The sequence below is a fragment of the Flavisericum labens genome, assembly GCF_045446075.1.
GTDB lineage: Bacteria > Bacteroidota > Bacteroidia > Flavobacteriales > Flavobacteriaceae > Flavisericum > Flavisericum labens.
Window position 1 is genome coordinate 1 of sequence record NZ_JBJJBQ010000019.1, and the last position, 14,453, is coordinate 14,453.

At 33.3% G+C, this 14,453-nt stretch carries 12 protein-coding genes; 10 read left to right on the forward strand and 2 right to left on the reverse strand.

Going from position 1 to position 14,453, the window contains the following annotated elements:
• Positions 1 to 104: 104 nt before the first annotated feature.
• The gene (locus ACIEHO_RS16115; RefSeq protein WP_406973624.1) at positions 105 to 713 is read right to left on the reverse strand and encodes a trimeric intracellular cation channel family protein; all 609 of its coding nucleotides are present in this window, start codon (positions 711 to 713) and stop codon (positions 105 to 107) included.
• A gap of 141 nt (positions 714 to 854) precedes the next feature.
• Positions 855 to 1,574 carry an RDD family protein gene (locus ACIEHO_RS16120; RefSeq protein ID WP_406973626.1) on the reverse strand — a complete coding sequence of 240 codons (720 nt, stop codon included), beginning with the start codon at positions 1,572 to 1,574 and terminating at the stop codon, positions 855 to 857.
• 24 nt (positions 1,575 to 1,598) lie between these two features.
• On the opposite strand from ACIEHO_RS16120, the gene ACIEHO_RS16125 reads away from it, so the two are divergent.
• The 10 genes from ACIEHO_RS16125 (at position 1,599) to ACIEHO_RS16170 (ending at position 14,366) form a co-directional block, all read left to right on the forward strand.
• Positions 1,599 to 2,576, forward strand: a complete 978-nt coding sequence (locus ACIEHO_RS16125; protein ID WP_406973628.1) for a stage II sporulation protein M — start codon at positions 1,599 to 1,601, stop codon at positions 2,574 to 2,576.
• Between the two features lie 8 nt (positions 2,577 to 2,584).
• Positions 2,585 to 3,310 (forward strand): hypothetical protein, encoded by a 726-nt coding sequence (locus ACIEHO_RS16130; protein ID WP_406973630.1) that lies wholly within the window; start codon positions 2,585 to 2,587, stop codon positions 3,308 to 3,310.
• A gap of 2 nt (positions 3,311 to 3,312) precedes the next feature.
• On the forward strand, positions 3,313 to 4,518 hold the full coding sequence (locus ACIEHO_RS16135) for a DUF4350 domain-containing protein (protein WP_406973633.1): 1,206 nt from the start codon (positions 3,313 to 3,315) through the stop codon (positions 4,516 to 4,518).
• 2 nt (positions 4,519 to 4,520) lie between these two features.
• Positions 4,521 to 5,591: an AAA family ATPase gene (locus tag ACIEHO_RS16140; protein WP_406973635.1), complete on the forward strand. Its 1,071-nt coding sequence runs from the start codon at positions 4,521 to 4,523 to the stop codon at positions 5,589 to 5,591.
• Between the two features lie 49 nt (positions 5,592 to 5,640).
• The gene (locus tag ACIEHO_RS16145; protein WP_406973637.1) at positions 5,641 to 6,021 is read left to right on the forward strand and encodes a DUF805 domain-containing protein; all 381 of its coding nucleotides are present in this window, start codon (positions 5,641 to 5,643) and stop codon (positions 6,019 to 6,021) included.
• Between the two features lie 6 nt (positions 6,022 to 6,027).
• Positions 6,028 to 7,359 (forward strand): DUF58 domain-containing protein, encoded by a 1,332-nt coding sequence (locus ACIEHO_RS16150; protein ID WP_406973639.1) that lies wholly within the window; start codon positions 6,028 to 6,030, stop codon positions 7,357 to 7,359.
• 161 nt (positions 7,360 to 7,520) lie between these two features.
• Entirely contained in the window at positions 7,521 to 8,459 is a 939-nt protein-coding gene (locus ACIEHO_RS16155; RefSeq protein ID WP_406973641.1) for a hydrogen peroxide-inducible genes activator, read from the forward strand.
• A 164-nt stretch (positions 8,460 to 8,623) separates the two neighbouring features.
• Positions 8,624 to 9,985 (forward strand): DNA recombination protein RmuC, encoded by a 1,362-nt coding sequence (locus ACIEHO_RS16160; RefSeq protein WP_406973643.1) that lies wholly within the window; start codon positions 8,624 to 8,626, stop codon positions 9,983 to 9,985.
• A gap of 14 nt (positions 9,986 to 9,999) precedes the next feature.
• Positions 10,000 to 13,413, forward strand: coding sequence for an ATP-dependent helicase (locus ACIEHO_RS16165; protein WP_406973645.1), 3,414 nt, complete (start codon positions 10,000 to 10,002; stop codon positions 13,411 to 13,413).
• 38 nt (positions 13,414 to 13,451) lie between these two features.
• The gene (locus ACIEHO_RS16170; protein WP_406973647.1) at positions 13,452 to 14,366 is read left to right on the forward strand and encodes a hypothetical protein; all 915 of its coding nucleotides are present in this window, start codon (positions 13,452 to 13,454) and stop codon (positions 14,364 to 14,366) included.
• Positions 14,367 to 14,453: the final 87 nt, after the last annotated feature.

The window sequence follows — 14,453 nt, forward strand, 5'->3', positions numbered from 1 at the left end:
TGTCATGGATCTGTAAGGCTAAAACACGTTATAGTTCTCCTCTTTTTCTATCTAAATATATTTATTACAAACTAAAGGAACACGTTAAACGAAACCACCCCATTTTAATTTGTATTCCTATAAATATTCGGTAAAGCAATTTTAAACTTAACAGCCAGTAATCGCGTTACAATAACAACAAGTCCCGCGATTATAAAAACAAAATCATCTTTTATGGGAAATTCCCGAAGCACAAAATAAGTAACACCACCCAAAATACAGGCCGTAGCATAAATTTCCTTTCTAAAAATAACAGGTATTTCATTGCACAAAATATCGCGTATTACACCACCAAAACTAGCTGTCATTGTTCCTAAAGCAATGCAGACAAAAGGATGTAAGTCCGCATTCAAGCCTTTTTCAATACCCACTAAGGTGTACAACCCAATACCAATAGTATCGAATAAGAATAGTGAAGTGCGCAAATAATTAATTTTACTTCTAAAAATAATGGCGCAAATTGCAGATACTAAAATCACGTAAGTATAGGTCATGTCTTTCATCCAGCTCACCGGCGTTTCACCAATAAGCAAATCGCGTAACGTACCACCACCAACTGCCGTCACGAAGGCAATGATTAAAATGCCAAATAAATCCATTCTCTTGTTAAAGGCAATCAAAACGCCAGAAATCGCAAAGGCTATGGTTCCTAAAATGTCTATGGTGTAGAACATAAGTTTCTAATTAAAAAAACGTCATGATGAACTTGCTTCTCCATCACAAAATTTAAAGTTTGATAAGATTCCGAAACAAAATCGGAATAAGCAGTCTGAACAAATTTTTCTGCATTTCATTTGAAAAATTTGGCGACCTGCTTACATATCTTGGGTGTAAAAATTATAATCTTTTAAAATGACATCTATAAACTCCATATCGGTTTTTTGTTTCACTTCCTTGATGCCTACTACTTCAATAATTTTATTACGCAGTTTTATCAACGTTGGATAATCTTTTGCTACTCTAGCCGAACTAAACGTATCTTTTATTATTCGCGCATCATTATCGGAAAGTTTAATCACATTGGGATAAGTGGGCTTATAATCCTCGCGTAAATTTTCGAGAATGGTATGACTAATATTCACGCTATCTTTCAGTCCTATGACGGCCGTACCCGCTGCCATATCGCCGATGCGTTGTGTTTTTTTGTTGAACATCATTACGAAAAAGCCCATTCCGAAAATATAAATATCAACAATCCTAAAGAACCACCGCACCACATAATCTGAAAAAGAAGCCTGGTAACCATCAATTTTAACCACCCTAATTTTCATAACCCTTTTACCAATGGTTTGCCCCTCAAAAAGCGATTCTAATGCCAAGGTGTAAAACATTACCGGAAAACTCAACACCGTATTTATGGCTATTTGCGACCACTGGTCCATGTTATCAAACGCCCCAAACGCCCAGCTCATAAGCATCAAATAACCAATTTTTATGGCCATATCAATTAAAAAAGCCAACAACCGCTCTCCCGCTCCAGCAGCACGGAATGCTATTTTTACATTTTGGGTCGTGTTAATTTGTAACTCTGACATTTTATATTTTAATTTATCAAATATATGAGGGAAGTTTCATTCATCAAACAAAATAAGGAAAAATGGTTAAGTTTTGAAAAAGCCATTTTCAATAACGATTTTAAAGACCCCGATGAGCTGGCTTCACAGTATATTCATTTAATAAACGATTTGGCTTACGCACAAACTTACTACCCCAAAAGTAAGGTGATTACCTATTTAAACCAATTGGCGGCCAAAGCATTTCAGAAAATTTATAAAACCAAACGCCATGACACCAATAGGCTGGTTGGTTTTTGGAAAACCGAAGCACCCCTAATTTGCTATCAATATCGCAAGTTTATCTATGTGGCATTTATCATTTTTTTCGCTTTTACTTTTATTGGCGCCATTTCTGCTGCCAACGACGGCGAGTTTGTACGCTCCGTTTTGGGCGATAATTATGTAAACATGTCATTAGAAAATATTGAAAAAGGCGACCCCGTTGCCGTTTATAAAAGTGGGAGCAATTGGGGTAGTTTTATAGGTATTACCATAAACAATTTAAAAGTGGGCATAATCGCTTTTGTTTTGGGTGTTTTTCTTGGTATTGGTACGCTTTACATTATGTTTAACAACTGTATTATGCTGGGCTCGTTTCAGTATTTCTTTTATGAAAAAAATGTGTTTTGGGAAAGTGTTCGCGGTATTTGGATTCATGGTTCCATGGAAATTTTCGCCATTGTTATTGAATGTGCCGCCGGATTAATACTAGGAGCCAGTATTTTATTCCCGGGTACACATTCCAGATATACCTCATTTAAAATGGGCGCCAAAACGGGCATTAAAATTTTAATCAGCACCATGCCATTTACTTTTGCGGCTGGTTTTCTGGAAGGCTTCGTTACCCGCTATTCCAACATCATGCCCTATTGGTTATCAGTGGGCATCATTTTAATTACCTTGGGCATCATTAGTTATTATTATTTGGTTTACCCGTTTAAAATTCAGAAGCAAATCACCCAACCCCCTTTATTAAGTTAGTCGCATCTTTGAAAACCTATAAACTATATACCTTCTTTTTCCTGCTGTCGATGCTTTTTGGACTGCAGACTTCTTTTGGTTTTAATACTTCACAAGAACCTGAAAAAACGAGACAGTTCGACAATGATTTTAAAGAACGCTACAGCGGAAGTAAATACAACTACGAAGGCGTCGATATTGTTACTGAAACACCATCAGGTTCGGGAGAATATAAAGATTATAAAAAAACAGACGACCTTAAAAAAGAAGACGATAACGACGAGCATTTTTCCATAAATCTAGGCCCACTAAGTTGGCTGTTCTACATCGCTATAATTGGCGCTGTGGTTTTTCTGGTCTATATTTTAATGAATGAAGGCAGTTCCGGATTATTTACTAGAAATCGAAACAAGACGGTTAACCTCTACAATGAAATTACTGCAGAAAACATTGAAGAAACCGATATTGATTCCTTTATTTTAAGTGCCGAAAAGTCGGGCGATTACAGGCTCGCCATTCGTTATTATTACCTATTAGTCTTAAAACACTTAAGTTTGAAAAACCACATAAAATTTGAAGATGACAAAACCAACAGCGAATATTTAAATGAAATCACCGGAAAGCCTTTTAGTAAAGATTTTGAGTACACCTCCTACTTGTACAATTACATTTGGTATGGCGAATTTCCCTTAAACGCAGACAATTACAAAAAAGCCAAAACCAATTTCGCAACCCTATTAAAACAGGTTAATTAAGGATGAAAAAGGTTTTACCCATCATACTCATTATTGTCGCGCTAGTGGTTACGGCGGCTGTTGTTCTAGACATAAAACGCACCAAAACGGTAGATTGGGAAGAATCTTTCAATGAAAAAAGCAACAAACCTTATGGTGTAAGCGTGCTTTACAAAGAATTACCCCATCTTTTTGATGGTTATAAAGTCCGTACGGTTTACCACCAACCTGCCAGTTATTTACAAGCCAACTCTGAAGATGGCTATGGCGAACATGTGGCCAAAGGCAGTTTCATAATCATCGGGAATTCTGATTATTTAGAGGACGACTCGGTTGACGAACTATTGAATTTTGTTGACCATGGAAATACACTTTTTATTTCAGATTATTACTTTCCGCAGAAAATTCATGATACACTGGGCATTAGCGTCGATTTTATTGGTAATGAAAAAGACAGTATTTCAACTGAATCTTTAAAATACATCAATATTGATGATATCATTATCGACCGAAATGAAGGGGACAGTTATTTTTCTTCTTTCGACAGTATAAATCATCGTGCTTTAGGGCATTCTAAAATCGATTATAAACATGCCAATTTCCTTAAAGTGCCTTTCGGAAACGGTGAAATCTACTTGCATACCGAACCCAAAGCCTTCACCAATTACAATATTTTAAAGGGCAACCGACACCGCTACGCTGAAGGTGTTTTATCGTATTTACCCGAAAATGATGTGTATTTTGATTCGTATACCAAAATACAAACCAATTATTATGGCGATGTTGAAAAAGAATCAAACCTTAGTTGGTTTTTAGAACAGTTATCATTCAAGTGGGCTTGGTACACCGCTGTTATTTTCGGTATTCTTTTTATGATTTTCAACGCTAAACGCCGTCAACGGATTATAAGAATCATAAAACCATTGCCTAATACCACGGTTAATTTTGTAAAAACGGTATCGAACCTTTACTTTGAAACCCAAGACCACAAGAACCTAGTTCACAAAAAAATAACGTACTTTTTAGAAAAAATTAGAACCGATTATAATTTAGACACTTCGGTTTTAAATGAAGAATTTATAGAAAAACTGACTTCTAAAACCGGAAAGAAAAAAGCTGATATAAAAAAAGTGATCGATTTTATAAATTGGCTAAGAACTAAAAACGAGTTTTTTGAAGACAACTTAATTAAATTAAACTACCACATAGAAGCATTTTACACCAAATAATTATGGACGAAAATAAAGAAACCCAAAAACCAAAAGACCTCACCGAAATAGAGGAAAACGTTGTCGACTCAATCGATGGCAGTACCTTGGAAGACACCAATACATTACAGTTTCAAAACAGACTTGATTTATCGGGTCTACAACAAAGTGTTAACCAAATAAAGCATGAAGTAGGCAAAGTAATTGTTGGGCAAAAAGATATGGTTGATATGCTTATCGCCTCACTTTTGGCCAAAGGCCATTCGCTCATTGAGGGTGTACCGGGCGTGGCAAAAACCATTACGGCAAAACTACTGGCCAAATCGTTGAGTGTTGGGTTTAGTCGTATTCAATTTACACCCGATTTAATGCCCAGTGATATTCTGGGGACATCGGTCTTTAACCTTAAAGACTCCGAGTTTGAATTTAAAAAAGGTCCTATTTTCTCGAACATGATTTTAATTGACGAAATCAATAGAGCGCCGGCAAAAACGCAAGCTGCCTTGTTTGAAGTGATGGAAGAACAGCAAATTACTATTGATGGCAACAAATATGTACTCGACGTTCCGTTTATGGTCTTGGCTACGCAAAATCCTATTGAGCAGGAAGGCACCTACCGTTTACCGGAAGCACAATTAGACCGTTTTCTGTTTAAAATTGATGTCGATTATCCCAATTTGGATGATGAAATTGAAATCCTTTCCAGAGAACATCAATTGAAAGAGAAAACTAAAACCGATAAAATCACGTCATTTTTAACAGCCCAACAAATTGCCGAGTACCAACAACTGGTCACAAAAGTTCTGGTTGAAGAACATCTATTAAAATACATTGCACAAATCATTGTTTCGACGAGAAGCAATCCCTTTTTATATTTGGGCGCTTCACCTAGAGCTTCCATAGCCATTCTTAAAGCCAGTAAAGCCTTTGCCGCGATGAACGGTCGTGATTTTGTAACTCCAGAAGACATAAAACGTGCAGCCATTCCAGTGCTTCACCATCGTGTTATCGTTACGCCAGAACGCGAGATGGAAGGCGTAACCAGTAAACAGATTATCAAACAAATTATTGAAACGGTGGAGATTCCAAGATAGCTGTTGGCTGTTGGCTGTTGGAAAAACTAACTTTTAACTAAAACACATCATGTTTAAAAACCCATTTTCATTTAAAGGAAGAATAAGACGACTAGAATACGGATTGAGCTATTTAGCCTATATGATATTTGCTAACTTTGCAGACTTAATATATTTGACACTCGACATCCAAATCTCCGAAATAATCAATTTAATTATCCTTTTACCTTCCGTATATTTTATTCTAGCGCAAGGGGCAAAACGTTGTCATGACCGTGGAAATAGCGGTTGGTATCAAATTATTCCGTTCTATGTGTTTTGGATGGTTTTTGCTGATAGTGATTATGGCCCAAATGAATATGGCGATAACCCAAAAGACAATGGTAATCATGACCCTATTGAAGAAATAGGAGTTCCTGTTGAAATTGAAGAATTAAAATCTAACAACTAACAAAAATTGAAATTCCTTAAATCCTTTTACATACAACCCCGTTTTTTCTATGCCGGCATTGGCATTGTGGTACTGTTTGCTTTAAGTTATTTCATTCCCGTGTTATTCAATGTTGCCCAGCTTTGTATTTTAATTTTACTGTCGCTTTTTATTTTAGATGTCCTCATTATTTTTATCGGAAAAAACAAAATTGAAGCCCAAAGGATCGCACCCGATAAATTCTCTAATGGCGACAAAAATGGCATTAGCCTAATAATCAATAACAACTACCCTTTCAAGGTTTATTTAGAAATTATTGACGAAATACCCGAGCAATTTCAAGTGCGGAATTTCAAGTTGAAAGACACCATTTCTTCAAGAAAACAGAAAACCATAAACTACCAATTAAAACCAACAGAACGTGGCGAATACCATTTTGGAAGCCTAAATATTTACGTATCAACCATTTTAAAAATAGTAGCAAAACGCTTTACTTTTAATGATGGTGCCATGGTACCCACCTACCCTAGTTTTTTGCAGTTGAAAAAGTTTGAATTGCTCAATATCAACCAGAATTCTTTAGACTTCGGACTCAAGAAAGTGCGCCGATTGGGACATTCCATGGAGTTTGAACAAATAAAAGGCTATGTAATGGGCGATGATTTGCGCACCATAAACTGGAAAGCGACGGCTAAGAAAAACCAATTGATGGTTAATCAATTTCAGGATGAAAAATCGCAACCCGTTTATTCCGTAATCGACAAAGGGCGTATTATGAAAATGCCTTTTGAGGGTTTAAGTTTACTTGATTATGCCATTAATTCCACTTTGGTTATTAGCAACGTTGTTCTAAAAAAGCACGACAAGGCCGGGATGCTCTCGTTTTCTAAACGCATTGAAAATGTAGTGGTTGCCGAACGGCGAAGTTCGCAAATGCAACTTATATTAGAATCGCTTTACAACGTGAAAACCGATTTTTACGAAAGTGATTTTAGCCGACTCTATGCCAACATAAAAAGGCAAATCACACAGCGTAGCCTTATTTTAATGTACACCAATTTTGAAACCTTAAACGGATTGGAGAGGCAACTACCCTACCTACAAGCTATTTCAAAAAGTCATTTATTGGTGGTTATTTTCTTCAAAAACACCGAATTGAATACCATCATCGATGATGAGGCCAAAACAATTCAAGAAGTTTATGATAAAGTGATTGCCGAAAAATTCGCTTTTGAAAAACGTTTAATCGTTAACGAACTGAAAAAACACGGTATTTATTCTATTCTTACCACACCAGAAAATTTAACCATAGATACGATAAACAAATATTTAGAAATAAAGTCTCGGGGGTTATTGTAAAACAAAGGTTGTTTAGACAATTTAAAAAATGGCTTTCCAATAAAACCACTCCTAAATAATCAAATCCTAATCTATTTACCACAAATTCAATTTATAATTAACGCTATTTTCTATAAATTTTATTGATAGTTTTTATAATTTTATAGCCTAAATTGATTCACATGACCATTACACAATTATACTATGTTTTAGCTGTTGCCGAAAACCAAAATTTCACTAAAGCAGCCGAAAAATGTTTTGTTACCCAACCTACCTTAAGCATGCAAATACAAAAGCTTGAGGATGAATTGGATATTCAAATTTTCGACCGCAGTAAAAAACCTATTGAACTTACCGAAGTAGGTAAAAAAATTGTAAACCAAGCCAGAAATATTGTAAACGAATCGTATAGAATTCAGGATATTGTAGACCAACAAAAAGGGTTTATTGGCGGTGAGTTTAAACTCGGTATTATCCCTACGGTTATGCCTACTTTATTACCCATGTTCTTAAAATCCTTTATTAAAAAACATCCAAAAGTTAAGCTTAAAATAGAGGAATTGACCACCGAAGAAATTATTACCAGAATTAAAGAAGGCCATTTAGATGCTGCCATTGCCGCTACTCCGTTAGAACAAGAAAGCATAAAAGAACGTGTTTTGTATTACGAACCCTTTGTTAGTTATATTCCTAAAGGACACAGATTGCATAGCAATAATAAGATTGAAGTGAGTGATTTGGATATTAACGACATGCTTCTTCTTGAAGATGGGCATTGTTTTCGTGATGGCGTCATCAACTTATGTAAAGCGTTTAAAAACCAATCGGATGAGCAATTCCAGCTAGAAAGCGGCAGTATTGAAACCCTTATAAAACTCTCTAACGAAGGCTTGGGCATGACCCTTTTACCTTATTTGCATACTCTGGATATTAACACCAATGAAAACGAAAACCTACATTATTTTACCGAACCGTCTCCGGCTCGTGAGGTTAGTATCATTTACCACAAAAGTGAATTAAAAATGCAGATTATCGAGGCCCTACAAGATGTTATATCCAGTATTATTCGTGGTGCCATTGCTTTTCAGGATGTAAAGATTATAAGTCCGCTTCCTAAATAAATTGTATGAATTTTATTATATTAGCGGTAATTAAAAACCATAATACAAGAACTTGTTGAATTAAACAAAACTACCTTTTATTCCGCATAGCCAACCTAAATGGCTGGTTATAATGAAGAAAGGTTTTTATATATACTAGTTGGGCTTAATATGAAAAACCAAATATGACGACAGAAATAATACTACTTATAATACTGATAATCTTACTTGCAGTAAATCTGATTGTCACTTTAGTTAAAAAGATAAAACTTGATTTTGATATTGAGGGAAACTTCAATGAAACAAAAAATTCACTCATAAAATTTGATTCTTCATTGGAAAGAACAGATAAATCAATGAAAGATGAATTTCAAAGAAATAGAGAAGAATCAAGTTCATTGTCGAAAAACCAAAGAGAAGAGTTATCAAAATCTTTGGATGGTTTTAAAGAAGGGTTTGAAACAAACACAAAAAGACTTAATGATTTATTAAAAGACAGATTTGATGCTTTTAGCAAGCAACAAACTGAAATAAATCAAGAATCCGAAAAAAGGATTAAAGAAGTAAAAGAAACAGTTGAAAATCAACTCAAAGAAATTAGAGAGGATAACACAAAACAACTCAACGAAGTAAGAAAAACAGTTGACGAAAAACTTCAAAAAACATTAAATGAACGTTTAACTCAATCATTTGAAACAGTTGGCAAACAGTTAAAATCTGTTCAAGAAGGTTTAGGAGAAATGAAGAACCTAGCAACTGATGTTGGGGGCTTGAAAAAAGTACTTAGTAATGTTAAGATGCGTGGAGGAATTGGAGAGGTTCAACTTGCAATGCTATTAGAACAAATCCTAGCACCAGACCAATATGAAGCAAATGTAAAAACAAAAAAAGGAAGTTCAGCAACAGTTGAATTTGCCATAAAACTACCAGGGAAAAATGAAGATGAATCTGTTGTTTGGCTACCTGTAGATGCTAAATTCCCTAAAGATGTTTATGAAAAACTTCAAGAAGCTTATGAAGATGGAGATTTAGACAAAATTCAATTTGCTCAAAAAGAATTAGACAATACGATAAAGAAAATGGCGAAAGACATTAGCGAAAAATATATCGACCCACCAAATACAACAGATTTTGGAATTATGTTTTTACCATTTGAAGGTATTTATGCAGAAGTAGTTAGAAAGGCTTCATTATTAGAAACTTTGCAAAGAGATTATAAAATAATCGTAACAGGACCAACAACATTAGCTGCAATTCTAAACAGTTTACAAATGGGATTCAAAACACTTGCGATACAAAAAAGAAGTAGTGAAGTTTGGCACGTTTTGGGAGCAGTAAAAAAGGAATTTGAAAATTTTGGAGGTATGATGTCAAAAGCTCAAAATAATATAAGAACAGGCTTAAATCAATTAGATGATGTGATGGGTGTTCGTACTAGAGCAATTCAAAGAAAACTTAAAGATGTAACTTCACTAGACGAAATAGATACTACAAAAGTATTTCCCGAACTAAAAGATGGAGTTATCGAATTGGATGATGAAGATTAAAAAGACCTTTAATAATGATTGGTATTGAGAAGCTAAAAGAAAACTTGAACGAACAACAGTTGGAAGCTGTAACAGAAACAGAAGGATTTGTTAGAGTAATTGCAGGTGCAGGTTCGGGAAAAACTAAAGCTCTCACTCAAAGATATGCATACATTGTCGAAGCATTAGGAATTAACTCTTCCAATATCCTTTGTGTAACCTTTACAAATAAGGCTGCGCAAGAAATGCGAAAAAGAGTAAAAAGATTAATCGGAGAAAATTCGGATTTAAGTTACATAACCACTTACCACGGATTTTGTGTTCGAGTATTAAGAGAAGACATCAACAAAATTAAATACCCAAAAAACTTCATTATAATGGACGTTGAAGACCAGAAAACTGTTCTTCGAAGTATTTATAATGACCTCGGCATAACATCCAAAGTATTTACTTTTAAACAATCACTTGCTTACATAAATAGAGAAAAAAACTCGCTTGGTTATTTAGCTTATGTCTTGGAATCAAAAAAAAATGATTCTGAAAATATAGCAGAAAAAATATTTATTAAATATTTAGAAAAACAACAACGTAACTTTGCATTAGATTTTGCTGACCTTATAAATTTTGCCATTTATATTTTTTCAAATAATCCAGATGTTTTGGAAAAGTGGCAAAAAAGACTTCATTATATTCAAGTTGATGAAACTCAAGATTCATCTGAAAAACAATTCTACTTAATCGAAATGCTTTCAAGGTTTCATCAAAATTTATTTGTAGTTGGTGACCCTGACCAAACGATTTATGAATGGAGAGGTGCAAAACCAGAAATTTTGGTTGATTTTGACAAGCAATTTATTGATTCTAAAACAATTGTTATGAATCAAAATTATCGGTCTACACCAAATATATTGAGCCTAGGGAATCATATTATTAAAAAAAATAAAATTCGAGTTGATAAAGATATGTTTACTCAAAATCCCGAAGGTGTTGAAGTTGTTCATTTTCACGGAGAAAATGACTATCAAGAAGGATTATGGGTTGCAAACGAAATTAAAAGACTTGTAAAAGATGAAACCTGTAAATATTCAGATTTTGCAATATTATATAGAGCAAATCATATTTCAAGAAGTATTGAGCAGTCGCTAATTAGAGAAAATATTCCTTATTCAGTTTTTGGAGGCATTCGATTCTTTGAACGTAAAGAAATTAAAGATGTCTTAGCATATTTAAGATTGATTGAATTTGAAGATGATTTTTCTTTTTTAAGAGTTGTAAATACACCAAGCAGAGGTTTAGGTAAGAAATTTATCGAAAATGTCGCAAAAATTGCAGAAAGAGAAAGCATTTCTCTCTATACAGCTTTAAAACAGAACATTTCGAAAAAAGAGTTGAGTCGTAAAGGAGCAATTGAATTTATTGAACTTATAGAAAAGTACAAAAAATCAAAAGCAGATTTAATTATTTCAGATTTAGTAAAAGAAATAATGGATGAAAGTGGACTTTCAGCATATTACAGAACTGATGGAGACACAGATAGATTAGATAATATTAAAGAACTTCAGAACTCTATAATTTTATTAGAAACACAAGACGAAGAGCCAATAATCCTTACTGAATATTTGCAAGAAATTGCACTTTACACAGATATGGATATTGAAGATGACAGAAATGACCGAGTTAAATTAATGACAATTCACACCTCTAAAGGATTAGAGTTTCCTTACGTTTTTCTTTGTGGCTTCACCGAAGGTGTTTTACCTAGTGCAATGTCAATTAAAGAAAGAAGAGCAAAAGCACTTGAAGAAGAAAGACGTTTGACTTACGTTGCAATTACAAGAGCTGAAAAAGCATTCTATATGACTGAATCTGAAGGCTTCAATTTCAGCACAGGTTTAAACAAATACCCTTCTCGCTTTTTATTTGAAATAAGCGACAATTATTTTGTACGAAAAGGAGAATTAAGTCAAGAAATCATAAATGAAGCTAAAGAACAACTTAAACTTAACGCAAATCGACAATTAATTCAAAAGAAATTTGTTGTTGGTGATATGGTCAATCACTTAATTTGGAAACAAGGCAAAGTATTAGAAGTCAACGAAGAAAAAGGAGAATATCAAATTGAATTTATCGAAACTGGAAAAACTAAACCAATAAACTTCGAATATAGAGGTTTAACAAAAATCGAAAAACCAACGGAACTTACAGAAGAAGAAAAAGTTGAAAAATCTAAATCGGATGATGATTGGAATTCGTTTGTAGAGAACGAAATTGAAAATAAGGAAAGTGATAAGTTGGAAATAGTTGAACCAAAAGAAAACATAGAAACTAAGCAAATAGAAAAAAACAAAGAAGTAAATAATGATGCTAAATTAGATAAGAAAATTCAAGCGAAAATCAAACGATTTGCGAAAAAGGAATATCCCGATGATAAGGAAATGAGAGATTACGTATACAGAAATCAAGTTGAAGCGTTTTTGTATATGTCAGCTGTAATAGATAATGAATTAGAGGAATTTGCTATAAATCAATACAAAAATGATTATTGTATGCAACAACATATCTATGATAAAAATGTAGTTGCTAAAAAATATATGGCTTCTGTTAAAGATTCAGAAATTGAGATTTTAGCAAAAAGGGATTATCCTTTCGATTATGAAATGCAACAATATGTTTATGACAAACAACTTGATGCAAAACAAAAAATGTCAAAAATTGAAGATAGTCACATTAGAAAAATAGCTATTTCAGAATATCCTAATGACTATGAAATGCAAGTTTATTCCTATGAAAAATTAATCTCTGAAAGAGAAGAAAACAATGACACTAGTAAAGTAATAATTGATTTTGAACAAAAGAAAAATGAAATCAAGAAAAGAATTTCTGAATTAAAAAAAGAAAAAGCTGAACTTGAAAGTATTGAACATTTAAAAAGTGAATCAGATTTTACGAAAGAATCTGAAAGTATTGAAGAGAATAGAGAAGCAATTAATAAGACTCATAGAGAATATGTTAAGTCTATGTTTTATAATGGTCCTGAAAATATTGAAAAGTTAGAAGAGTTAATTATTAAAGGATATGACGTTTCTGATTCGATTTACCCTGTAATCAGATTTATAGAAAGAGGGAGAACAATCGAATTTATTCAGTTTTTAATTGGAAAAGGAATGAGAATCAACATAAGTGATATTAAAGCTTTAAAAGAAAATGGTTTTTTTAATTCAGTTGATTTTTTGAATACAGTTTTAAGTGCCGAACAAATTGACAATGATACGTTAAATCAAATATTGCAACACAAGGAGAAAACAGTAATAGAAGAAAGCGAATCTAAAGAAGATAAAGAAAAAATACTAAGCCCAACAACGTATAAAAGTAATGGCGGGAATAGTGCTAAACCCAAAGAAAAAGATAAAAATAATCTATGGTCTAAACTGAAAGGCTTGTGGTCTTAAACCGCCACTACTCTTATACAAGACCGTTGCCATTAATTATGAAAAAAACTTTCGCCATACTTTTTATACTACTGATTTCAATAAAATCATATGCTTGTAGTTGTGAATGTACAGGCGATTGTTCGTTCAGCAATATTTCTAAAGGTTCTGAATTGGTTGCATTAATAAAAGTAATTGAATACTCAGACTTTATTGAAGAGCAAATTGACGGCTATGATGGAAAAATGCCCTTGTCAATGACAGTAGAAATAATTGAAAAATATATAGGTTCTGAAAAACGCAAAAAAATAAAAATTTGGGGAGACAATGGAGCTTTATGTCGACCATACATTGCAAACTTTGAAATCGGAAAATACTATTTAATTGCACCTTCTTTGTTAACAGAAACTGATGAGAATGGCGAAAAAAATGACTATGACTTTTTTAGTTGCTTTACCGATTATTTAAGTGTCGATTTTGATAAAAAAATAGCCTACGGAGACTATTCAAAAAAAGAAAATCAAGTAACTCTAAAAGATTTTGAGAGAGAAATAAGAAGTATCAATTTCAATAAAATAGAATGGTTTGCAAATAATGAAAAACAGAATTTCTATAAAGCTGACTCTATTAGTCTTTACAAAATTCTAAACTTTAAAGAGGATTTCGTGAAATTGAGCAGCGGACTAATTAAATCAGAACAGAACAAAAATAAAGACTTTACCGATTTAAATTTTAAGAGAAGCGGAAAATTAAGGATAACTGACACAAATAATGAGAATTGGACAGAAACTGAACATTTAGGAAAATGGAAATGGAAATATGATGACAAAAATTACATTCTGACCTTTTTTCTAAACAATGAACTTTACTCAAAATTTAAGGTCGTTTCTCAAGAGAGAGATTATCTAAAGTGGAACACTGACGACAAAGTTTATTTGTACGTAATTAAACTAAAACGAATAAAAAATAACTAATGGCAACAATGGTAGCCGTTGCACAAGCCCATAATTTTACAAAATCATGATACAAAACGCCCATTTTAAGGGCGTTTTTTTTTATAC